At 70.1% G+C, this 22,152-nt stretch carries 24 protein-coding genes; 12 read left to right on the top strand and 12 right to left on the bottom strand.

Going from position 1 to position 22,152, the window contains the following annotated elements; translation table 11 throughout:
* Positions 1-2 precede the first annotated feature (2 nt).
* Positions 3-2,012 carry an EAL domain-containing protein gene (locus IVW53_13455; protein ID MBF6606575.1) on the bottom strand — a complete coding sequence of 670 codons (2,010 nt, stop codon included), beginning with the start codon at positions 2,010-2,012 and terminating at the stop codon, positions 3-5.
* A 154-nt stretch (positions 2,013-2,166) separates the two neighbouring features.
* Complete coding sequence (locus IVW53_13450; protein MBF6606574.1) at positions 2,167-2,850, bottom strand: hypothetical protein; 684 nt, start codon at positions 2,848-2,850, stop codon at positions 2,167-2,169.
* A 292-nt stretch (positions 2,851-3,142) separates the two neighbouring features.
* Between IVW53_13450 and IVW53_13445 the strand changes: the two genes are divergently transcribed.
* From IVW53_13445 to IVW53_13430, 4 genes are read left to right on the top strand one after another with little or no spacing between them, the layout of a single operon-like run.
* The gene (locus IVW53_13445) at positions 3,143-3,613 is read left to right on the top strand and encodes a chromate resistance protein (GenBank protein ID MBF6606573.1); all 471 of its coding nucleotides are present in this window, start codon (positions 3,143-3,145) and stop codon (positions 3,611-3,613) included.
* Complete coding sequence (locus IVW53_13440; GenBank protein MBF6606572.1) at positions 3,610-4,041, top strand: chromate resistance protein; 432 nt, start codon at positions 3,610-3,612, stop codon at positions 4,039-4,041. The genes IVW53_13445 and IVW53_13440 overlap by 4 nt, the downstream gene beginning before the upstream one ends.
* A 15-nt stretch (positions 4,042-4,056) precedes the next feature.
* Positions 4,057-4,497, top strand: a complete 441-nt coding sequence (locus IVW53_13435; protein ID MBF6606571.1) for a chromate resistance protein — start codon at positions 4,057-4,059, stop codon at positions 4,495-4,497.
* Positions 4,494-5,753 (top strand): MFS transporter, encoded by a 1,260-nt coding sequence (locus IVW53_13430; protein MBF6606570.1) that lies wholly within the window; start codon positions 4,494-4,496, stop codon positions 5,751-5,753. The genes IVW53_13435 and IVW53_13430 overlap by 4 nt, the downstream gene beginning before the upstream one ends.
* A gap of 72 nt (positions 5,754-5,825) precedes the next feature.
* On the opposite strand, the gene IVW53_13425 is transcribed toward IVW53_13430, so the two are convergent.
* Positions 5,826-8,261: an EAL domain-containing protein gene (locus IVW53_13425; GenBank protein ID MBF6606569.1), complete on the bottom strand. Its 2,436-nt coding sequence runs from the start codon at positions 8,259-8,261 to the stop codon at positions 5,826-5,828.
* Positions 8,262-8,545: 284 nt separating this feature from the next.
* Between IVW53_13425 and IVW53_13420 the strand changes: the two genes are divergently transcribed.
* The 4 genes from IVW53_13420 (at position 8,546) to IVW53_13405 (ending at position 11,006) form a co-directional block, all read left to right on the top strand.
* Positions 8,546-9,328 (top strand): zinc permease, encoded by a 783-nt coding sequence (locus IVW53_13420; GenBank protein MBF6606568.1) that lies wholly within the window; start codon positions 8,546-8,548, stop codon positions 9,326-9,328.
* A gap of 59 nt (positions 9,329-9,387) precedes the next feature.
* Positions 9,388-10,017, top strand: a complete 630-nt coding sequence (locus IVW53_13415; protein ID MBF6606567.1) for a cation transporter — start codon at positions 9,388-9,390, stop codon at positions 10,015-10,017.
* A gap of 231 nt (positions 10,018-10,248) precedes the next feature.
* The gene (locus IVW53_13410; GenBank protein MBF6606566.1) at positions 10,249-10,485 is read left to right on the top strand and encodes an SHOCT domain-containing protein; all 237 of its coding nucleotides are present in this window, start codon (positions 10,249-10,251) and stop codon (positions 10,483-10,485) included.
* A gap of 2 nt (positions 10,486-10,487) precedes the next feature.
* Positions 10,488-11,006: a hypothetical protein gene (locus IVW53_13405; GenBank protein ID MBF6606565.1), complete on the top strand. Its 519-nt coding sequence runs from the start codon at positions 10,488-10,490 to the stop codon at positions 11,004-11,006.
* Positions 11,007-11,018: 12 nt separating this feature from the next.
* Here the strand turns inward: IVW53_13405 and IVW53_13400 are convergent, their stop codons facing one another.
* The 4 genes from IVW53_13400 to IVW53_13385 all read right to left on the bottom strand — a co-directional run bounded on the left by IVW53_13400 (position 11,019) and on the right by IVW53_13385 (position 13,463).
* Entirely contained in the window at positions 11,019-11,783 is a 765-nt protein-coding gene (locus IVW53_13400) for a polysaccharide deacetylase family protein (protein ID MBF6606564.1), read from the bottom strand.
* 254 nt (positions 11,784-12,037) lie between these two features.
* Complete coding sequence (locus IVW53_13395) at positions 12,038-12,427, bottom strand: hypothetical protein (GenBank protein MBF6606563.1); 390 nt, start codon at positions 12,425-12,427, stop codon at positions 12,038-12,040.
* 52 nt (positions 12,428-12,479) lie between these two features.
* Positions 12,480-12,785 (bottom strand): hypothetical protein, encoded by a 306-nt coding sequence (locus IVW53_13390; protein ID MBF6606562.1) that lies wholly within the window; start codon positions 12,783-12,785, stop codon positions 12,480-12,482.
* Between the two features lie 63 nt (positions 12,786-12,848).
* Positions 12,849-13,463 (bottom strand): TetR/AcrR family transcriptional regulator, encoded by a 615-nt coding sequence (locus IVW53_13385; GenBank protein MBF6606561.1) that lies wholly within the window; start codon positions 13,461-13,463, stop codon positions 12,849-12,851.
* A 60-nt stretch (positions 13,464-13,523) separates the two neighbouring features.
* Between IVW53_13385 and IVW53_13380 the strand changes: the two genes are divergently transcribed.
* On the top strand, positions 13,524-13,955 hold the full coding sequence (locus IVW53_13380; GenBank protein ID MBF6606560.1) for an ester cyclase: 432 nt from the start codon (positions 13,524-13,526) through the stop codon (positions 13,953-13,955).
* A 30-nt stretch (positions 13,956-13,985) separates the two neighbouring features.
* Here the strand turns inward: IVW53_13380 and IVW53_13375 are convergent, their stop codons facing one another.
* Positions 13,986-15,533: a hypothetical protein gene (locus IVW53_13375; GenBank protein ID MBF6606559.1), complete on the bottom strand. Its 1,548-nt coding sequence runs from the start codon at positions 15,531-15,533 to the stop codon at positions 13,986-13,988.
* On the opposite strand from IVW53_13375, the gene IVW53_13370 reads away from it, so the two are divergent.
* Positions 15,523-15,834, top strand: a complete 312-nt coding sequence (locus IVW53_13370; GenBank protein ID MBF6606558.1) for a hypothetical protein — start codon at positions 15,523-15,525, stop codon at positions 15,832-15,834. The two genes, IVW53_13375 and IVW53_13370, sit on opposite strands and share 11 nt — an antisense overlap.
* A 63-nt stretch (positions 15,835-15,897) precedes the next feature.
* Here the strand turns inward: IVW53_13370 and IVW53_13365 are convergent, their stop codons facing one another.
* From IVW53_13365 to IVW53_13355, 3 genes are all read right to left on the bottom strand, one after another.
* Positions 15,898-17,856, bottom strand: a complete 1,959-nt coding sequence (locus IVW53_13365; protein ID MBF6606557.1) for a hypothetical protein — start codon at positions 17,854-17,856, stop codon at positions 15,898-15,900.
* 39 nt (positions 17,857-17,895) lie between these two features.
* The gene (locus tag IVW53_13360; GenBank protein ID MBF6606556.1) at positions 17,896-18,501 is read right to left on the bottom strand and encodes a hypothetical protein; all 606 of its coding nucleotides are present in this window, start codon (positions 18,499-18,501) and stop codon (positions 17,896-17,898) included.
* A gap of 180 nt (positions 18,502-18,681) precedes the next feature.
* Complete coding sequence (locus tag IVW53_13355; protein MBF6606555.1) at positions 18,682-19,080, bottom strand: hypothetical protein; 399 nt, start codon at positions 19,078-19,080, stop codon at positions 18,682-18,684.
* A 278-nt stretch (positions 19,081-19,358) separates the two neighbouring features.
* On the opposite strand from IVW53_13355, the gene IVW53_13350 reads away from it, so the two are divergent.
* Positions 19,359-19,661 (top strand): hypothetical protein, encoded by a 303-nt coding sequence (locus tag IVW53_13350; protein MBF6606554.1) that lies wholly within the window; start codon positions 19,359-19,361, stop codon positions 19,659-19,661.
* A gap of 103 nt (positions 19,662-19,764) precedes the next feature.
* Positions 19,765-20,661 carry a hypothetical protein gene (locus IVW53_13345; GenBank protein ID MBF6606553.1) on the top strand — a complete coding sequence of 299 codons (897 nt, stop codon included), beginning with the start codon at positions 19,765-19,767 and terminating at the stop codon, positions 20,659-20,661.
* Between the two features lie 79 nt (positions 20,662-20,740).
* Here IVW53_13345 and IVW53_13340 read toward each other — a convergent pair.
* The coding region (locus tag IVW53_13340) for a class I SAM-dependent DNA methyltransferase (GenBank protein MBF6606552.1) at positions 20,741-22,152 on the bottom strand (1,412 nt) is incomplete at its 5' end.

Raw genomic sequence — 22,152 nt, 5'->3', positions numbered from 1 at the left:
GGTCATGGCCGCGGGAACGCCGGCAGATCGACGCGGTCCGGCCACGATCCGGACGCCGCGCCATCCCGCGGTCGACCGAGCAGATACCCCTGCCCATATGGCACCGCGAGCGCCCGGAGCGCATCGAGCTCCTTGCGGGTCTCGATCCCCTCGGCGATGAGATGCAGGTCGCGCTTCCCCGCGAAATGGCCCATGCCCGCGATGAGCGCCTGGCGGGCCGGCTCCGCGTCGAGATTCCGGACGAGGCCGATGTCGATCTTCACGAAGTCCGGCGAGAGCTCGAGGATGTGGCGGAAGCTCGCGTACCCGGCACCGGCGTCGTCGACGGCGAGGCGGACGGTGGGCCCGAGGCTCCCGAGTTCGTGCCGCAGTCCCTCGTAGTCGTCGATCGCGACGTGCTCGGTGATCTCGAGGACGATCGGTCGAGCGACGGAGCTCAGGAGCCAGCGGAGGCTGCCCGAGAGGACGAGTTCGGGTGACGCGTTGAGGCTGAGATACGTGTCCGCCGGCAGCCCCTCGCTCCCGTCGATCGATGCCCGGAGGCATGCCGTCTCGAGCTCGATGCCGACACCGGCCCGCGCCGCGTCCGCAAACACCACGTTCGGCGGCCGATCGTCGGCGAACCGGGTCAGCGCCTCATGACCGACGACCGAACCGTCGCGCAGGTCCACGACCGGCTGGAAGAACGGGCGGAATGCGGATGCGTCGATGACGGCCTTGAGGATCGCCCGCTCCGCGGCTGCGTGATGCCGCGCGCCGATCCTGGGTCCGATGAGGGCGCCGACGATCGAGCCGAACGTCGCGAGGGACGGCAGGCGCTCGACGATCCGCTCGGCGCGCGCGGATTCGTTGACCGCGACGCCGATGATCCCGATCGCGCTGTCGTCGCCCCGAAATGGAGCATAGGCGAAGCTGTGGACACCCGATTCGGTGAGCCGGGTGCCGTACGCGCCATCCTCCGGACGGGGCCGCCAGCGTTCGACCCACGGCCCGCTCCGGGCCCGATCCCGCAGGTAGAGGACCCGAGCTCGCGGCAGTGACGTCTCCAGGCCGATCACCTCCAGGAGGCGCCCTTCCACGGCCAGGATCGTGGCGTGATCCGGTGCGAGGATCACGACGAAGGCCGAGTCCACGTCGGAGAGCCCGACGATCTCGGCGCAGGCTGCGGAGGCGATCTCCTCGGGTGTCGCCGCCGGATCGATCCGGGCGAGAGCGGATTCGATCGACTGACGTTCGCGAGCCTCGCGCTCGAGGGCACTCTCCAGAGCGCGCTCCCGGGTGACGTCCCGGTCGGTCTGCATGTAGCCGATGAGTTGCCCGGCAGCGTCGCGGATCCCGGAGATGACGGCCTCGACCTCGAAGAGCGTGCCGTCCTTGCGGCGGTTGACGATCGAGCCCGTCCAGGTCTTGCCAGAGGCCACCGACGCCCAGAGCTCCAGGAAGAATGCGGGCTCATAGCGGCCGCTGTCGACGATGCCCGCATAACGACCGACGATCTCGCCCGGCGCATAGCCGTAGGCGCGGCTGAACGCCCCGTTGACGTACGTGACGACGTTGTCCAGGTCCTGCATCCAGATCGAGTCGGCCGTCTGCTCGATCGCCGAGACCAGGCGCGCCCGTTCCAGCTCGACGACCTTCTGTTCCGTGAGGTCGGTGTAGTAGCCCATCGCGGCCGGGCCGTCGGGGAGATCGATCGGCGTTCGCCGGACGAAAACGGGGAACTCGCTGCCGTCGAAGCGCAGCCCGATCGTCTCGTAGGCCGCAGGAAGGAGACCGGCCGGGTCGTCGCTCGCCTGCTCAAGGAGGGCCGGAAGGGCATGGGGGGCGACCCGCTCGATGCCGCGATGCCCGATCAGGAGCGCCGGATCGTCGCAGCGGAGGAGGACGAGCGTGGCCCGGTTGGCGTCGAGGATCACCCCGGCGCGCTGCGTCGTCATCGGGATGACCGACTGCTCGAAGAGGGCGCGGAACCGCGCTTCGCTCGCGCGGAGCGCACGTTCGGTCGCGTTCATGGTCTGCGCGTCCGGCCCCGACGAGGACGCCGGGCGCGGCGCAGTCCCGGGCATCGTGCGTGTCAGGATGACGGTCCGGTCGCTTCGTGTCGACACCCGACGGCGTCGAAGGGCGGACAGCGATGCCGACGGCTGCTTCACCGGCGCGATCAGGCTAGCCGGCCCGGGCCGGTGTCCAGGGCTCGAGGAGAATCTGCCCGGTGAAGTCTTTCCCGAACACGCCCGAGTCGGCTGAGATCGGAATATCCGGGAATTCGATCGCCTCGTCGACGGTGGGCAGGATCCAGTCGGCCAGCTCACGGTTGAAGATGAGCGTCGAGCTCCGTCGCTGGACGCGGGTCCCGCCGGTCTGATATTCGATGGTCGCCTCGGTGAGCGGAACCATCAGCCGCTTGCGGCGGATGGCGAGGAGCGGATCCGCGCCGGGGGTGACGTGAACATACCCTCGGGTGAGGTACGGCCCGAGCTGCACGCCGATCGGGAATGGCCGAGCGCGCACCCGGCGGTTCGGGTTGCCACGCGGCCCGCTCGCCTCGACCACAAGAAGTTCGTCGCGGGAGATGGCCAGCTCGGCGACCTCGAATGTCACATCGTCCGTCAGGCTCTCCACCATGACCCCGACGAGGACGAGCTCGTCGAGCGCATTGAGCATGTCCGTGAGCCGTTCGCCATCGAGCCGAAGGTGGCCGAAGAGGCGACAGTCTTCCGTGTAGGCGGAAAACTCGATCTCCGGCTGGATCGGCGCTGCCGCGGTGGGCTCGACCGGTTCCTCGGGCACGGGCGCCGACGGTCGCGCCCCGAACACGAGTCGGAGCGTCCGTCCGACGATCTCGATCACCGGCGGGACCTCGACGGCTCTCCGCGCGTGGCACGCTCGCGGTCGATCTCACGGATCAGGTCTGCGCGCACCGATGTGGCCTCCGCTTGTGGTCACCCACGATGGCGCCTCGGCACGATCCCGAGTCATCCCCCGAATGTCGCTTCGCGGGCGGTACTTCCAACGGCCGCACGAGGATCCGATCGCACGACTCAGACGCCCCGGATGAGCAGACCGGCCATCCCCGCCGCCACGACCACGAGCGGCTCCGCACGTGTAACCACGGTTGCTCGATTCCGGCTAGACTACGCCCGTGGATCGCCGAACGCGCTGGGTCCTCCTGGCCTACCGGCTGCCGCGCGAGCCCTCGACGCCCCGGATCACCCTGTGGCGCCATCTCCGCCGTCTCGGGGTGGCCCAGGTCGCGGACGGCGTGGTCGCGCTACCGCTCGACGCCCGCACCCGCGAGCAGCTCGAATGGCTCGCCGAGGAGATCGTCGAGAATCATGGCGAAGCGACCATCTGGCTCGCCGAGCCCGGCTCGACGGCGCACGAGCGCTCGCTCGCCCGGCAGATGGTCGAGGCGGTGCGAGCGGAGTACGACGCCGTCATCGCCGAGGCGATCGCCCCGGTCGGGACGGCCGCGACCCGGCGCCGGACCCTCGCCCGACTCCGCCGGGAGCTCCGCCGGATCGCCTCTCGCGACTACTTCCCGACGGACCGGGCGAACCGGGCCCGGGCAGCGGTCGAGGCGCTCGGGGCCGCGATCGAGGTGGCCTCGTGAGGTGGGCGACGCGGCGCGGTTGCCAGGTGGATCGGGCCGCGTGCGCCTGGCTCATCCGGCGATTCGTCGATCCGGCGGCCGACTTCCTCTTCGTGGACGACCCCGACGAGGTGCCGACCGACGCCACTCCCTTCGACATGCGCGGAGCGGCGCTGTCCCACCACGAGGGCGGTTGCAGCTTCGAGACGTTCCTCCGCCACTACTCCCTCACCGATCCGGCACTCGTCGAGATCGGCCACGCGATCCACGACGCGGATCTCGGCGACGAGCGCTATGACGCACCGGAGGCCGCCGGGCTCGACGTGCTCATCCGGGGCCTCTCGATGACCCTCGACGACGAGCGGTTGCTCGAGGTCAGTGGTCCGTTGTTCGACGGGTTGTACGCGTTCAAGCAACGCGCCCAGGTGCTCGGCCGCGAACCGGCCTGAGGGAGGAACCGTGCCATGAGATGGGTCACCCGCGAGCACCCGAAGACCGATCGGATCGCCTGCCCGTGGCTGATCCGCAGGTTCATCGACCCCGACGCGGAGATCGTCTATCTCCCGCCGGACGAAGTCCTCGCCTATGCGGAGCGCGAGGGGGCGACGAGCTTCGATGCGCCCGGCGCCAGATACACCCACCGCGACGGAAAGTGCTCCTTCGAGACGCTCGTCGAGGCATACCGGCTCGACGACCCGGCCGTCGCGCTGCTCGCGCGGATCGTCCACGGCGCGGATGTCGCCCAGGATGCGGATGCCACCCCGCAGTCCGCGGGTCTCGAGGCGATCGCCGACGGCTTCGCGCTCCTCGGCCTTGACGACCAGCGGCAACTCGAGCTCGAGCTGCCGGTCTACGACGCACTGTTCGCCTGGGCGAAACGGCAGGTGGCCGACACCGCCCGATGACTCGACGGCCGCTCGCCGTCCTGAGCCGCGATGGACGCCTGCTCTTTGCGACCCGGGTGTGTCGGATGTTCGGGTACGGCTTCCTGTCCGTGGTCCTCGTCCTGTACCTCGCCGCACTCGGGCTCGACGACCTTCGCATCGGGCTGATCCTCACGCTGACCCTGGTCGGGGACGCTGCGCTCAGCCTGTGGCTCACCACGCGAGCGGATGCGATCGGTCGGCGCCGCGTCCTCGGCATCGGCGCATGGCTCATGGCGATCGCCGGCCTCGTGTTCATCGTGTCGAACGAGTTCCTCGTCCTCGTGCTCGCCGCGACGATCGGCGTCATCAGCGTGACGGGCGGCGAGGTGGGGCCCTTCCAGGCCGTCGAACAGGCGTCGCTCAGCCACATCCTGCCCGACCACGAACGAACCCGGATCTTCGGCTGGTACAGCCTTGCGGGCTCGTTCGCCGCTGCCACGGGTTCGCTGGCGGCCGGCCTGCTCGTCGCGGGGCTGCAGGACCTCGGCGTGTCGAGGCTCGACAGCTATCGGGCCGTCGTCGGTGGCTACGCCGCCGTGGGGCTCGCGCTCGCGCTCGTCTTCGGACTGCTGTCGCCGGCGATCGAGGTCGTCGCCTCCGGTGCACCCACGATCGGCGCGCGGCTCGGCCTCCATCGGTCCCGCCGCACCGTGTTCCGTCTGTCGGGCCTCATCGGGATCGACGCGTTCGGCGGGGGCTTCGTGAGCCAGAGCCTCGTCGCCTACTGGTTCACCCTGCGCTACGGCGCCCCGCCGGAGCTGCTCGGCGCGATCTTCTTCGTCGCGAATGTCCTCGCCGGCCTGTCGGCCCTCGTGGCGGCCCGCCTGGCCGCCCGGATCGGGCTCATCCGGACGATGGTCTTCACCCATCTGCCGGCGAACGTGCTCCTCATCGTCATGCCGCTCATGCCGACGCTCCCCCTGGCGGCGCTCGTGCTGCTGGCGCGGTTCAGCCTCAGCCAGATGGACGTGCCGGCCCGCCAGTCGTACGTCGTCGCGGTGGTCGATCCGAACGAGCGATCGGCAGCAGTCGGCGTCACGGGTGTCATGCGGAGCGTCGCCGCGGCGCCGGCGCCCCTCCTGGCGACTCCGCTCATCGGGATCGCCGAACTGTCGAGCCTGCCGTTCTTCATCGGCGGCGGGCTGAAGATCGCCTACGACCTGCTGCTCTTCCGCCTGTTCCGCGCGACTCGGCCGCCCGAGGAGATCCTCCCATCTGGGCAGGTCGTCGGATGAACGCGGCAGGGCGTGGCGGCGATCCGCGAGCCGACCGGCGGCGCCATCGCGGTTCGGGCCAGGGATCCAAGATCACGCCACGTTGCGCGCGACCGAAGCCCCATCGATGTGGCCGCCCCGGGTCGCGAGCACGGTGGAGATCGCCTCTGGACTGATCGGCTCCGCGAAGAAGAAGCCCTGCCCGAGGTCCGCGCCGAGGGTCTCCAGGTCGGCCAGCTGGTCGGCCTCCTCGATGCCTTCGGCGACGGTTTCGAGGTGGAGCGTCTCGCTGAGCTTGAGGATCGAGCGCACGAGCGCCCGCTGATCAGGGCCAACGGACATGCTCGTCACGAACGAGCGGTCGATCTTGAGCACGTCGATCGGGAACAGGCGAAGGTAGCTCAGGGACGAATAGCCTGTCCCGAAGTCGTCGATGGCGAGGCGAACGCCGAGCTGCTTGAGCTCGTTGAGCTTCACCCTGGTCGCCGCCGTGTCCTGCATGAGGACGCCTTCGGTGAACTCGAGGACCAGACGACCCGGATCGAGGCCAGTGATCGCGAGTACCTGGGCCACCTCCTCGACGAAGCCGTGCTCGGCGACCTGACGTCCTGACACGTTCACGTTCATCGTCAGCGATGTCGCGGCCGGCACATCGTCCCACAACTGCGCCTGGCGGCAGGCTTGCTCGAGCACCCAGCGTCCGAGCGGGATGATGAGGCCCGTCTCCTCGGCGAGGGGAATGAATTCAGTCGGACCCACGACCCCGCGTTCGGGATGATGCCAGCGCAGCAGTGCCTCGACCCCGACCATGTCCCGGGTCCCGAGGTCCATGACCGGCTGGTAGAGGAGGAAGAACTCATCGCGCTCCAGGGCCCGCTCGAGGTCTCCCTTGAGGGCGAGGCGAGCGAGGGCCGCAGTATGCATACGCGGCTCGAAGACTTCGATTCTGTTCTTGCCGTTGCTCTTCGCCATGTACATCGAGACGTCCGCGTTGCGCAGCAGTTCGTCGGCGGTCTGTTTGGTGGACGTCGAGATCGCCACGCCGACGCTTGCATGGACGAACAATTCCTTGCCCCCGCGCTCGAATGGCGCCTGCAGCGCGGTCAGCAGTCGCTGGGCAACGTCGACCGGCGTGTTCGCATCGGCCGGATCCTCGACCAGGACGGCGAACTCGTCTCCGCCCATCCGTGCGATCGTGTCGCCTGCTCGCAGACCGCCGCGCAACCTCTCGGCCACCGCCACGAGCAGCTGGTCGCCCTCGCCATGCCCGAGGCTGTCGTTGACGTTCTTGAAGTCGTCGAGGTCGACGAACAGCACGGCCAGCCGGTGACGGTCCCGCCGCGTTCGCGCGAGGGCATGGTCGAGGCGGTCAGCGAAGAGGGCCCGGTTCGCCAACCCGGTCAGGGAATCGTGGAACGCCTGGTGCCTGAGCTCGTCCTCGAGGGCTTTTCGCATGGTGATGTCGCGGTAGTTGACGACGACGCCCCCGACCGCGGGGTCGTCGAGCAGGTTCTTGGCCACCGCCTCGATCGAGCGCCAGGATCCGTCGGCGTGGCGGGCCCGGAATTCGCCCGACAGCTGAGCGCCCGGTGAGCGCACGACATCGGCGAGCAGCTGCTCTCCCCAGTCGCGGTCGTCGGGATGAACGATCTCCAGAAACGATCGACCGACCCGGTCTTCGACTCGGTAGCCGAGGACGCGCTCGACGGCCGGGCTCTCATAGTCGATCGTTCCGTCCGCCCGCAGGACCATGTTGACGTCGGCGGAGTTCTGGACGAGCGATCGGAAGCGCTCCTGGCTGCGACGGACGTCCGCCGTCAGGAGCCGTTCGGTCAGCGTCTGGTCGCGCAGCCGACGGTTCTGACGGGTGAGCAGCCGTGATGCGCCGGAGAATGCCGCGAACAGGAGCGCCAGCAGGCCGAGCGCCATCGCCCCGACGATGACGAGGACGTCCCCTCGGGTCGTCGCGATGGCTGCCTCGATCGGAGCGGCGTCCTGGTAGATCTCGTATGCGCCGACGACCGCGCTGCCACCCGGTGCCCGGATCGGCAGGTAGATCGACAGGAAGCGTTCCGCGAGTCCTCGTTCGAAGACGTTCTCGGCGTCCGTTCCGTTCGAGAAATCGGTCGCGACGTTGCCCTGGAGCGCCTGGCCGAGGTCCGCCCCGACGGGGAACTGGCGGCCACGCAGGGCGGGCAGGTCGGAAAGGACCACCGTACCGTTGGGCGTCCAGACCTTGATCCGCAGGATATTTCCTGCCGAGACGAGTCGGCTCAGCTCGGCGTCGATCGCGGCGCCCTGGCCGCTCGTGAGGTTGGCGAACCCGCCCGCCGGGACGGATGGATCGACGTAGCCCCGGACGACGGCCTCGGTGATCCGAACCGACTCGCCGACCGCGGCCTGGGCGAGGTGGTCAGATACGCTCAGTGAGACGGCGAGGGCGGTGCCGGCGATGAGCACTGCGGAGACGGAGAGCACGAGCGCCCGGAGCCCGGGACGCCAGGCAGCAGCGATGGACAGGCGCTTCACGAGACTTGCGGCGGACCTCGAGGTGCGGCGGCGAACGGGGACGGACCGTAGGCGCTGCACGGACGCATGACAAGCGGACCTTCCGTACCACTCGAGGTACCCATACGGGTCCCGGGGCCCTGAGCCACCCGGCGTCGAGTCGAGGCGGCTCCGCTCTCGGTTCAGCTGCGCCGTCACCGACAAGGTGCCTTGCGTTACAACTACAAGCGCGCTTGACCTGCTTCGGCAGCCCCGATACGATCCCCGACATCCCATCTGCCGAGCGAGTCAAGGAGCCGAGCCCGATGTCCTTCACCCAGACCGTCCTGCTGGCCGCGTTCGCCGGCGCGACGATCTTCTTCGGACTGCCCGTAGGGCGGATGCGGAACCTGTCCGTGCGCACCCAGGTCACGCTGACGACTGCCGCCGCCGGGATCATCCTCTTCCTCCTCTGGGACATCCTGTCGCAGGCCGTCGAGCCGGTCGAGGCGGCCCTGAAGGCGCTGCGCGTCGGTGAGGGACCGGCGTCGACGTTCATCGTCGACGGCGTCGCTCTCGCCGCCAGCGTCTCGGTCGGACTCCTCTCGGTCGTCTGGGTCACTCGACGGCTCCGGGCGGCCGGGTCGGGCGTGCCGGACCCGCGCCAGATCGCTCTCGGGACCGCCGTCGGTCTCGGCCTCCACAACTTCTCGGAGGGGCTCGCGATCGGCCAGTCGGCCGCCACCGGGGCCACGGGGCTGGCGATCCTCCTCGTCGTGGGCTTCGCCGCCCACAACGCGACCGAGGGCTTCGGGATCGCCGCGCCGCTCACCTCGGGCGAGCGCCCGACCTGGACGTTCCTCGCATTGACCGGTCTGATCGGCGGCGGTCCCACGTTCGCCGGCGGGGTCCTCGGCTACTCGTTCGTCTCGCCGATCGTGTCGATCGTCTTCCTCGGGCTCGCTGCGGGCGCCCTGATCTTCGTTTTCAATGAGATGATCGCGGTGTCGCGCCGGCTGTCCGCGCCTGGCTGGGCGAACGTGGCGCTCCTGATCGGCCTCGTGGTCGCCTTCGGGACGGACTTCATGCTCATCGCCGCCGGCGCCTGAGGGTCCCAGGCAGGCGCGAACCCGCCGCCTCGAGGAGATCGCCCACCGATGACGGAGCCGTGGACCGAGCCGTGTCGCCGGAGGTGAGGCGGCTCCGTCGCCGTGCCTTCGGGCTCGAATACGCCACGATCGCGTGGAACGTCCTCGAGGGCATTGCGGCCCTCATCGCGGGCCTCCTGGCCGGATCGGTCGCCCTCGTCGCCTTCGGTCTCGATTCGTCGGTCGAGGTCTTCGCATCGGCGGTGGTCGTGTGGGAGCTGCGGGGTGCGGATCGCCGCCGAGAGCGACGGGCGGTGAAGGCGATCGGAGCCGCCTACATCGTCGTCGCCGTGTACGTCCTCCTCGATGCCGGAAACGCCCTGCGCGTCGCGAACCGGCCCGAAGCCTCGCCCCTTGGGATGCTCCTCCTGGCCTCGACGGTCGTCGTCATGACGGGGCTTGGGATCGCCAAGCTCCGGGTGGGACGAGCACTCGACAGCGCGACCGTCGTGGCCGATGGTCGGTTCAGCCTTGTCGACGGGGCACTGGCCGGGACGGTCCTCATCGGCCTGGCGCTCACGACGCTCTTCGGCTGGTGGTGGGCTGACGCTGTCCTCGCCATCGGCATCTCGCTCCTCGCCTTCCGCGAGGGCCGGGAGGCGTGGATCGGCGAGGACGAAGGAGAGGTACGAGAGACGCCGTCCGGCTAGTTCCGCGCGACTCGGCCGCCCGAGGAGATCCTCCCATCTGCGCAGGTCGTCGGATGAACGCCGCCCGGATGACGGTCACCGACACGGGATCGGAAGACGACCTCTGAAGAACGGGCCGAGTGGCATGATCGAATCCTGACTCCGGGCGGATGCCAGCTTGAGCCGACGTCGTCAGACTGAGGCGCAGCGCGGCGATGAAGCAGCGACAAACGACCGAGAAGAAGGTGCGTGATGATGGGATATGGCTTCGATGGGGGCGGAGGCGGGTGGCTCTGGATGCTCGGCGGCCTGCTCCTGATGGTCGGCCTCGTTGTCCTGATCGTGTGGGCCGTCGGTGCCGTGAGCCGTGGCGGTGCGGGCCGGGAGCCCGAGCGAACGACGGCGCTTGACATCCTCCGCGAACGGTTCGCCCGCGGGGAGATCACCCAGGCCGAGTTCGAGCAGGCGAAGAAGGCGCTCGGGTACTGACAATGACCGACCGTCGACTCCCCGTCTTCGGTGTCGGTCTCGCCGCCGCCGGGCTGATCCTCATGGCGCTCGGTGCCGGATCCGGCCCACAGCCCGGCCCGGCTTCCCCGTGGGGTTTCGGGCCCGGCGCGATGATGGGCTTCGGTCCAGCCGGTGTCGGCTCGGCTCCCGATCCGGGTGCAGCCGGCTTCGTCGCGGGGACACCCTCCGCCCCTCGCGTCGTGCGGATCTTCGCGAGCGACGCCCTCCGCTTCTACCCCGCCGCCGTCGCCGTCAAGCAGGGCGAGACGATCACCTTCGACGTCACGACGATGGGGATGACCAGCCACGAGTTCATGGTCGGAGCGGCGGCCGACGTAGCGGCAAACGTGGCCGGAACCCCCGAGGTCGCCGACATCGCGATGATGCAGACGAAGTCACTGACCTACACCTTCAACGGGCCCGGGCCGTTCGCCTTCGCCTGCCATGCCCCCGGCCACTACGAGGCCGGCATGCGGGGGACGATCGTCGTCGTCCCCTGATCGTCGGTCCGCTCACAGGGGGCGCCGGCCACGGACCGGAGGCGGCATAGTGACACGGACCGAAGCCCGCACGGGAGCCCCCGGCAGACCGAGCAGGTCGGGCACGCTGACGAACCGGAAGCCGAGGTCGCGATAGCGGGCGATCACCGCCGGCAGGATGAGGGGCGTCAACGCCGGACCACCGTGGGCGAGGAGCACGGAGCCCGCCCGCCCGCGCAGCGCCGCGGCGACGAGCTGCTCGGGCGTCGCCCAGCGAGAGGTGTCGGCAGCCGAGGTGTCCCACATGAGCACCGTCGGGAAGCCGGTCCGCTCCGCCAGGGCGAGGAGCGCCGCATCGTAGTCCCCGTACGGCGGACGGAACACCGCCAGCATCGGCTGCCCGGTCATCGTCTCGATCGTCGAGCGTGCCTCGACGAGCTCGGCCGCCTGCGCATCGGGCCCGAGGGTCGTCATGAACGGGTGGGATTGGGTGTGGTTGCCGATCGGATACCCGGCGTCGGCGATCGCCCGCCAGAGACCGCGATCGAGCTCGGCGGCCTCGGCGTACGGGAAGAAGGTCGCGGCGACTGCCCCTCGCTGGAGGACATCGAAGATCGCCCGCGTCCTACCCGGCGACCAGCCGTCGTCGATCGTGAGGGCGATGACCCGCTCGTCGCGCCGACCGTGGAAGACGGGCGTCATGCCGGCCGCGCGCACGACTGACGCGCCGAGGCCCATGAGCACCCCTTGCCCGGCGAGGGCGAGGAAGGCCCGGCGGTTCAGCTGGCGGATCGGCACGGAATCCCCGAAGACGGGTGGCGAGGAGGGCCGACGGCGTCGGCAGTCTCGCGAAGGCGGACGGCATCGGCGGCCATGTCCGGCAGGACCGACGGTAGGTCGCGACACGTTCGGCGACAAGAGGGTTGTCCACGGACCCACTCCGGTCCAGGGCACGATCGCGCTCCAGGTACGCCCGAATGTGGATAACCCGGCCCGGACGGACGAAGCGAGTCGACGGTTCCCCCGCCGCACCCTCTGCATTCACGTGCGATTCACGATCGATGGACGACACTCCACGGGCTGGGACCATCGCCGCCGCCGGCAGCGGAGGCTCGTGGCCCATGACCGTCGGGAGGCAGTTCGCCCATGACATGGAAGGTTGCCGCGGCCGCGCTCCTGTTCGCGATCGCGATCGGGAGCGTGGCGTTCGTCGTCCTCTCCGCCCCTGCCACCGTATCGACCCCGGCAGCCGTATCGACGCCCGTCGTCGGCACTCCTGCCGCCTCCGGATCGGCCTCACCATCGGCGGCTCCGACCGCGGCCGCGTCGTCGCCCGCCTCCGGCGCACCGGCCACCTCGCCCTCGCCGTCCGATTCCGGCGGATCGGGCGGATCCGGCGGACCGGGTGGATCCGGCCAACCGGGCGGGTCCGCCGAGCCCACGGTGTCCGCCTCTGTCGAACCTGGCGGGTAGCGCCAGGATCCGCGGCTCAGCTCAGAGAGGCAGGTCCTCGAGACCGCTCAGGTGGCCCGAGCCGTGGAACACGACGAGCATCTCCCGTCGGCCGCTCAGGCCGACCTGCCGATCGGCGACGAGGACATGACCCGACACGATGCGCCCGTCGGCAGTTCGGCCAACCAGCTCGCCGTCGTCGACCGGCGGCATCGATCTGGTCACCACCCGCACGCTCCACTGCGCCTGTCCGTTGGCGTCCTGCCAACAGTCCATCGTCGCGCCGGGTACCGCAACCCCCGCGAACGTGACGTCGCGAAGGGCGAAGCGCAGGTGCCGTGGTGCCACGGCCCCACGGTACCACCACACTCGGCGGTCCCCCCTGTTTGGCTCAGGACAGCGCGTCGTCGCTCATTCGATCAACTGCTGTCTGAGCAACCGCCGCAGCCAGACCTCGAACCCGTCCGCCGTCCAGCCCTGGACGTCCACGAGCTCGAGATAGACCTCCGGCAACGTCAGCGCATCGAGGATCGCGGTCGCACGCTCCACGTCGACGTCGGCGCAGAGCTCGCCGTCGAGTGAGCGGGCGAGCCTGCCGAGGCCCGCTCGGCGGATCGTGAGGATCCGGTCGACTTCTGCCCGAACGGCCCGGTCGGCCGTGGCCGCGTCGCGGTGGATCACGACGATGTCGGCGCCGTACTCCCAGCGCCGCCGGATGGAACGGGCGAACAGCTCGAGCGCTCGGTCCCCATGTCGCGCCCGTAGCGCCTCCTCGAACAACGCCTCTGCCTCGGGTTGGTTCAGGACGCTCTCGCGGAGCGCGCGCAGGATGCCCGGTTTCGAGCGGTAGACGGCGTAGATCGTCTGAACGGCGACGCCGGCCTCCCAGGCGACAGCAGTCAGCGTCGTGGCGCCGTAGCCCTGGGACCGGAAGAGCTGTCGGGCCGCATTGGTGATGCGGCCGCGCGTGACAGCTGCCCGCTCCTCGCGCAGCGACGTCGTCACGTAGTCCTTGACATCCGGCATGTCGATAGAGTATCACTCTATTCCAATAGAGCAGCACTCTATGCAAAACAGGAGGTTGGCATGACCACCGAACAGAACGTCGCAGCGTTCCGCAAGCTCATCGACGTCGGGTTCACCCGCGGCGACCTCAGCGTCGTGGCGGAGGTCGTCTCACCCGACTGCGTCGAACATCAGCGCGGCTCGAGGCCGGGCGTGGCCGGCGTGGAGGACACGATCCGAACGCTCCATCGCTGGTTCTCCGACTTCAAGCTCGTGATCGAGGACCTCACCGCCGATGGCGACATGGTGTGGGCGCGCAACCGGGCGCGCGGCGTGAACACCGGCTCGGTCATGGGCCATCCGCCCACCGGCAGGCCGATGGAGATCGACGTCATCGATGTCGTCCGGCTCAAGGCCGGAAAGATCGTGGAGCACTGGGGCGTGCCTGACCAGCTGGGCCTGCTGATCCAGTTGGACCTGCCGCCGACGCGCGAATCGGCGCCAGCGGGCTGAACGACGTTCGCTTGACAGGTTGGACAGCCGCTACGTGCGGCTCGTCGCGATCCTCCCGTGACTCGCCGCCGCGGAATGGCTGCTGTCGCCGGCGAACTTGAGCTGATAGGCGGTCCAGCCGTTGACGCGGGCGAAATAGTGGATCGTTCCGTCGGCGGCCGCGAGTCGTGACGTCAGGACGTGCCAGGCGCCCGTCTTCGTCCTCGTCCAGACCTGGACCAGCGATCCGGCGAGGTTCGGGCTCGTCGTCCCGAGGAGGGTGATCCAGCCACCGCGCGGCACCACCACGCTCACCGTCCCGAAGCCCATCGTGCCGCGATTCACGCCGGCCGCGATGGAGTCCGTGAGCACCACGGAGAGCGCCGACTGACTGACCAGGAACGCCGAGCTCGTGGCCGGACTCCAGGCGGGGTTGCTCGTCGCGGTCAGCGTGTAGGCGCTCGGGGAGCCGATGCTGATCGAGCAGCCGAAGAACGTGGCGACGCCGTTGACGACCGTCCGGCTGAGGCCGCTCGTGCACGACAGCGTCCCGCCCGCCGGGTTCGTCCCGATGGACAGCGTCACGAAGGTCGAGCTGTCGCCGGTGGCGACCATGTTGAGGGCGTTCTGCACGGCGACGACGGGCTGCACGGCCCAGACGACCCCGGCTGTTCCGCCACCCGGCTGCCCGATGAAGGCGAGGTGCTGGGTCGCCGCCACCAGGAACGCCGAGCTCGTGGCCGGGCTCCAGGCGGGGTTGCTGGTCGCGGTCAGCGTGTAGGCGCTCGGGGAGCCGATGCTGATCGAGCAGCCGAAGAACGTGGCGACGCCGTTGACGACCGTCCGGCTGAGGCCGCTCGTGCACGACAGCGTCCCGCCCGCCGGGTTCGTCCCGATGGACAGCGTCACGAAGGTCGAGCTGTCGCCGGTGGCGACCATGTTGAGGGCGTTCTGCACGGCGACGACGGGCTGCACGGCCCAGACGACCCCGGCTGTTCCGCCACCCGGCTGCCCGATGAAGGCGAGGTGCTGGGTCGGACCGGATCCCACCGTCCCCGGGCTCGCGAGATTGACGCCGAGGCAGTCGGCGACCATCTGCGTGATGGTCGTGCCGATCGCATGGATCGACCCACCGCCACCGATCGTCAGCGTCTGCTGGCCGCCGGCAAGTGCGGTGGCCCCGGTGAGCGCGCGCGAGTCAGCGACGTCGGAGAACGTCACGTTGCCGTTCAGGCCACCGGTCGACGCGAAGCCGCACGGGGAGCTGACGTTGACGACGACGCCGCCCGTCGATCCGACGGCGACGGACGTCTGCGCGATCCCGGTGGCGGTCGTCGTGGGCGAGATGATCCCGCCGACGAGCGAACCGCTCATCGCCGCCTTGATCGGACCGAGCGCCGCTCCAGCGTCCGCCGAGATCCGAAGGCCGGAGACCGTGATCGGCTCGATGTTGAGGTTGTCGGCACCGCGGGTCGTGACCGTGAAGGACGTTCCGGCCGGACCGAGCGCCACGGTCGCGCCGAGCGACCCCGGCGCCGAGAGCACGGGCGTGCCCGAGAAATGGACCGTCGAGGCGCTCGCGCTGTCGGTGATCGTCACGGTGACGGTTCCGCTCGCGTTCGGGAACCCGTTGACGCTGTTCTCGGTCAGGGTGAAGGAGGCTGTCCCGACCGAGGTCGTCCCGGGCGACATCGAGCCGGCGGACGTCACGGAAGTCGACGCGAGCGCCGGCGCGGCCGCGATCGCCGCCCCGAGCGTGGCGAGGAGCGTCGCCGCGAGACCAAGACTCGCGGCCTTTCTGATCATGTCGCGCAAGGCAGGAAGGCTCCAACTTTCGGATGGTGGGGACGGCAGACACGTCGGCTCCTCCGAGCCGACGACGGTTCCCGTCTGGTTCTGAGTGTGGCGCAGGGCCATTGTCCGCTCTTTCGCAAGGGCTCGACAAGGAAGCCGCGGCGCCCGGTCAGGGGCAGGGCAGTCCCAGCCCGCATGGCGAGGGCGAGGGCGACGGCGAGGGCGAGGGCGCGGGCGACGGCGACGGTCCGCATTGGCCGGTGGCCGGGACACACGACGGTGCGGGCGGTGATTGGCTGGGCGGCGCGGCCGTCGGCCCTGGCGTCGGGGACGGCGTGACCGATGGCGTCGGCCGTGGGGTCGGCCGCGCGGACGGGCTCAGGGAAGGTGAGGCTCCCGGGCTGCACGCGACTCCGGCCGGGCACGTTGTCTGCGTGTGCAGCGGCGACCCGGGCGCACACGCGACTCCGGCCGGGCACGCACTTGCCGATGAGGCGGCCGATCCGGCTGGGCAGGACTGGCCACCTGCCGCAGGCGCGCCGCACGGCGTGGCGGCAGGCGATTGGCTGGCCGACGGGTCCGGCGACGTGGCTGCGGTGGGCGAGCCCAGCCCGTCCGGTGCACGTTGGCTGGTCAGCCGCCCGCCGGCCAGCACCAGACCGAAGACCACGAGCAGCGCCACCCCGATGGCGACGATCGCGCCCAGCGGCGCGCCGCGGCGTTTCATCGACTTCGACGTGGGAACCGGCGGCGGGACCGTCGCCTTGCGAGCGGGGCGGGTGGCTGGGTTCTCCGCGGACGCCGCCGGGCTCCCAGCAACCGAGGCACCCGGCGGCGGGACATCGCCCGCCGTTTGGGCGACCAGATCGAACAGACCCGGCGTGCGTTCCTCCGGGCTCGTCACCCTCGGCGGACGGCCGAGCGCCGCCCGCGCCGCGAGGGCCGGTGCAAGGGCCCCGGTTCGGACCAGCGCGGCAAAGCGGGCCGAGTCGTCGCGAGGGACTCGGGCGTAGGTGACGCCGGCGGGGTGGCTGATCCGAAGCAGGGACACGTCCCAGTCGAGCGCCTCGGGCTGCACCCGGAGCGCCCCGTGACGCATCGGCCGGAGGAGCTCCACATTCGGTCCCGGGGACGCGCCCGGCACCCGGTGCCCACGGCGCACCAGGGGCTCGAGCGGGGCGGATCGCTCGATCAGGAGGGGGACCGTTCCGTCGACCCGCACATCGACGGACGCCAGCTCCGCCTCCGTGGCGAACGCGGAGGCGATCGGGCGCAGCCGGGCCCACGTGGCGTCCAGCCGCGATCCGGCCCGCTCCATGCCGCCGTCGGCACGGCGGAGCCGGGCATCCCGTCCGGCGCGGTACAGGTCGTCTCCGAAGGCCGCCCGATCGATGAACGTGCCCGGTCGCTGCCAGGTGGACTGGAACGCCCGTGAGTCCAGCGCTCTGAGCGAACCGGCGCCCCGGTCCCCGTCAGGGGCGCGCCGTCCGGCGAGAGCCTCCCAGCATTCGATGGTGGCGGCCAGGACGACCAGGGCCACGGCCGCAAGATCGTCACGCGACTCCAGGTACTCGGTGCCGACCTCCAGGCGGTCGGGTCGGGGCCGGACAAGCAGCCCGGGCGAATCGCGCCGGTCCGCGAGGAGCATGACCGCCGGTGCGTGGAGCACGGCGAAGCGGCGGACGACGGCCCATGGATCGACTGCCCGGCAGAAGGCGTTGATGTGGGTCGAGTACCCGCGCAGCTCGAGACGGGAGCCATCCGCCGCGCCCACGAGCCGGAGCCGGCGGAGGAGCATCTCCCGTTCGTGCAGGGCGTCGTCGGCCAACCGCCCGGCGATCCCCACTGTCAGGCGTCGGGGCGGGGTGGCGATCTCTGCATGCGGCCCGTCGGCCGTCCACACCGCGCCACCGCTGCGGACACGGGCCAGCGGATCCTCGCCGAAGCCCCGTGCCGAAGACCGGGACAGAACCCTGCCGAGCAGGAGCGCGAACGGGACCGGTCCGCCGTCACGCCAGACCGCGTACTCCTGTTCGACGCCAGAGATCGAGGCCGGCCCGCCGGCGTGGTCGCCCACCGGGTCGTCCGACGAACCGGCGAAGGGGATCTCGAGGGAGCGGGCTTCCATATCCGGCTTCAGCGCTGCGATCGCGCCCGGGGTCCCGGCTCAGCCCTCTTCCGCGTCGTGGTACTCGACGACTTCGTGTTCGTGTTCGAGGCCTTCGATGGTCTTCACCGCCCCGCGATCCGCTGAGCCTCCGGTGGGACTCCCGATCCCGCGGCCGACGGCGGTGCCGCCGGGGGTGCCAGAGACGGTCAGAGTCCCAGCCTTTCCGCCGAGTCCCCCGGCCTCCGAAGGTGCTTCGCCGACTCCGGCGCCAGGTTCCCATGTGTCGTCTGCCGTCGTGCGATCCGCCGCGCCGTCAGCGTTGAGGTCCGCGGCCACAATGCCCGGGTTCGGCGCCCCCGTCCCGACGATGCCCGGGCCGCCCAGCGGATCCGCGTCGCCCGGTTTGCGATCGAGGGTGCCGCCGGTGCCACCGCCTGGCGGAGTCGGAATCGAACGGATGATGCCCTTGGCTCGGGCGCCCGACGATGCGTCGCCGACTCCACCGCGCGCGTACGCGGCGGAACTTGCCCCTCCGCCAGGTAGCCCTGCGCCGGGCACCGCCGAGATGATGGCCCCGCCCGGCACCATCCCCCCGACAACGCCCACGTCCGACGCCCCTGCCCCGACAACACCCGGGTCCGTCCCGAGCCCCTTCTCGCCCATCGCGCGCCTCCTGTCCCGGACTCCAAGCTCAGTCCACGAACGCCGACCGTACAGGTTCAGGAGCAACGGCCCCGGTCCGCCGCAGCCGCTTCATTCGTGCTGAACGGCCCCCTTCGCCTCAACCACCCTACCATCCCCATAAGCGCGAGCAGGTGGCGGCCGGGGGTCCAGCGCCCCGAGTCAGCGCCGGGTGCGGAGATCCTGTCCCGCGATCCCGTGGTCAGTCAGGACAGCTCCCAACCGTTCGAGGTCATCGACGGTCACATAGAGATCGGTGACCCGGAAGACGCCGACCCGCACCGGCTCGCGGAAGTGGAGGCAGACACCGCCGTGGGCGCTCCCGCCGAAGGACAGGTCGTGCGTCCCGATGGTCCGTCTGACCCCCACCGCGCGCCACCAGCGGTAGGGCCCCGTGATGTCCCAGCGCGCGATGTTGGCGAGCGATGTCTCGGCGCGGAAGAACCCGAAGCGCACCATGAGCCGGTCGCCATCGAGCGCGACGGCCGCGCTCCTCGCGCTCACGCCGAAGAGGAGCAGGATCGGCCGCAGCCCCGGTTGGATGCGGATAGGGAACTCCATGTCGGCACGATGCTACGCCGTGGCTCCCACACCGGCGTCTTCGGCGCGAACGCCGCCGGCATCGTCGCCGATCCATCGGCCGCCGTCGCCCGCTATCGGGTCGAGAGCCGTCAGGAGTCGGGTCTCCGGAGCCGCGTCCGCGTCCGCGACATCTCAGCGGCGTCGGGTTCGAGAGCAGATCGAACACCGGGCAGAGATTCACCGAGGCTTCATGGTCGGGGATGCACAGTACAGGCACGCCGGGCCGCGGACCCGGCCCGTACCAAGGAGATCGGGACATGATCAAACGACTTCGAGAGCCCGCGGTCGCAGCGCTCGCCGTCCTGCTCATCAGCGGAGCCGGGGTTGCCATGGCGGTCGACCCGTCGCCGACTCCGAACATCCCGACGACCGGCACGATCCCGGGCGTCGATCAAGTTGAGGCCCAGGAGGTCGGTGGGGTCGCTGAGACCACCGAGGTCACCGGGGGCGTTGAGGGCACGGAGGTCGCCGGAGCCGCCGTCGGCTGGGCGGACCCTGACGTCGCCGGCGCCGCTGGCGCCGCCGCAAACCTCGAGAATCAGCAGACCGGCGAGAACTAGACCGGCATCCCGATCCGGGAACTCGAGCCCCCGTCTTGACTGCGGACGGGGGCTCCGGCCCAGGCTCAGCATCGTCCGGCCGGTCCGTGCGATGAGGGATCGAGTGCGCTCAACCCTGGTCGGGAGCCTGATCATGGCGATCCTCTTCGCGGCCTGTGGCTCGAGCAGCGGGCCGGTCGCGAGTCAGGCGTCTCCGGGCACATCAGCGGCGGCGGCCAGCCCGCCGTCGGCCCCGGCGACCCCGGCGACCGAAGCGCCCGTCACGTCCCCCGCCGCGTCCGCCACGACCCGCGGTCCGGGCCCGTTCATGGTCGCCGGTCTCGCGTCCGTCCTCGTCCCGTCCGCGGAGGCCATCAACCCGTCGACCTTCACCACGACCTTCGCGTCGGAGACACCGCTCATCTACGTCGTGTATCGGCTGCGCCCCGGGACGTCGGGCAAGGTCCGGGGAACATGGCAGAGCGGCGACCTCACGGTGAAGGAGGCCACGCTCGACTATCCGACAGGGTCCCGCTGGGCGTACTTCAGGCTGTCGTACCGTGGCGGGTTCATCCCCGGTCAGTACCGCGAGCTGCTGACCTTCGTGAACACGGGAGAATCGGTCGTCCTGCCGTTCACCGTGACCGGTCCCCGCACGGCCCCCGGGTCGCTGGCGCCGAGCGGCACGAGCGCCTTCAGCCTGTTCAAGATGGCGACTCGCGCCGACAGGTCCACGGCGGGCCCGGACCCGACGGCGTTCACGGACACCTTCCCGCCGTCGACCCGTGAGCTCTACGTCGTCTTCTCGCTCCGCGCCGGGCTCACCGGCAGGGTCGTCTGCACGGTGAGGGCGAACGGCCGCGACCTGATCGTCCCGCTGACGATCGACTACGGCGCCCGGAACAGCTGGGGCGACTTCAAGGTGACGACTCGCGGACCGTTCCCGGTCGGGGCCTACGTGGCAACCCTCACGTTCCTATCGACCGGGGAGGTCGTCACGGTCAACTTCACCGTCCACTGAACGCCAGCAACAGATCACACGATCCTCCCATCATGTCGGGTGCCTGAGGGACTGCTGCGCGACAGCCGCGCCGGCTCTCTCAGGCTGGCTCGCGTTCGAGGTTGAGAGCGAGGAGGCGGCCGAGGATCTCCTCGTCGGCGATATCGGCCGGCCAATCGTACGCGCCCAATACCGCTCGATCGAGGTCGGCGTGGGCGTTGGCGAGCCAGGTCGGACGCTCGTTGTAGAGGTTCGTGAGGGTCCGCCGCGCGAGTTCCTCATCGCTGAGACCAGGCGGGTTGAGCCAGCCGTCGCGGAGTTCGACGAGTCGCCGGGCGGCGAGCGCGATCGCCTCGCGCTGTTCGTCGGTGGGACGGGGGAACGGGAACGTCTCGAACGTCGTCGTCGGGGTGTAGCGAAAGCCCGACTCGACCTCCCGCAGCTGGGTCCCGGTGCCTCGGGCCCACAGCTCGTGGACGCGCGAGTGGAGAACGCCGAACGTGTAGTGGTCGTCGCGGGCAAAGACGACCAGGGCGTTGTGGGGCAGAACCTCGCTCGTAAGCCAGACGAACAGGCGGTGCTTGGCGGTCATCGGCGTCGCGATGTACCGCGATTGGGTGCGAATGGCCAACCGGAACTCGGGCCGCGGCCACACGTGGAGCCACCAGCGCGGTTCCCGGCCCTCGCTCCCGGATCCCGCTCGCGCTGGTTTCACGAACCGCCGGACGTACTCGAACGGCGCCTCGTACATGGCTGCATCGCCCTCTGACCGGTCGACGCCGAAGTCGACGATCCACATCCCGCGGGAGCGGCCCGTCAGATCATCACCGTTCACCCACGGGCGGAGCACCTCGCGGTTCGACCGTCCGTCGGGGTTCGGAGAAGCCATCATCTGAGCCGCGAATTCCGCCGTGATCTCGAACGGACCGCTCTTCTGGTCGCCGATGAAAGCTATCCCAGCGTTCTCGCGGAGCCGGCGCGCCTTGGTCAGGTCGATTCCTGAAGTCAGGTCAGGGTTGATCGACGCCACCGGTCGGCCGTCGAGGGTTCGTTCAAGGTCCGATCCGTCGTCCTGGCCGACGAAGCTGATATGGACATTCGCGCCGGAGAGAACCCACGGATCGTCGGCACGAGCGAAGAACAAGTCGCCTGTCTGCTTGATCTGCTGGAGGACTCGACGACTCCCACCGCCGCGGATGCCCTGCGTCGCGAGGAGGCCGGCCCGCTTGGTTCGTCGGGTGGCGATCATCGCCCGCGCCTTCTCGTGCCAATAGGCGCAGAGGTCGGCCATCCCGGGTACCCGATCACCGAACACCCAGAAGAGATCCTCGACGTACTCGTTGCCGAGCCCGCGACGGAGGAGCTTCGCCCCGAGGAATGGCGGATTGCCGACGATGAATTCGGCGGTCGGCCACTCCGCCTCGCGCGGGTGCGTCGGGTCGGACCGGTCGAGCAGGGCGTCGCGGGTCTCGATGTGGTCGAGCGGGCGGAGGATCGGGTCGCGCCGGTAGC

The organism is Chloroflexota bacterium, from assembly GCA_015478725.1.
In the GTDB taxonomy this organism is placed as follows: domain Bacteria; phylum Chloroflexota; class Limnocylindria; order Limnocylindrales; family CSP1-4; genus C-114.
This window is presented reverse-complemented; position numbering and strand designations above follow the sequence as displayed.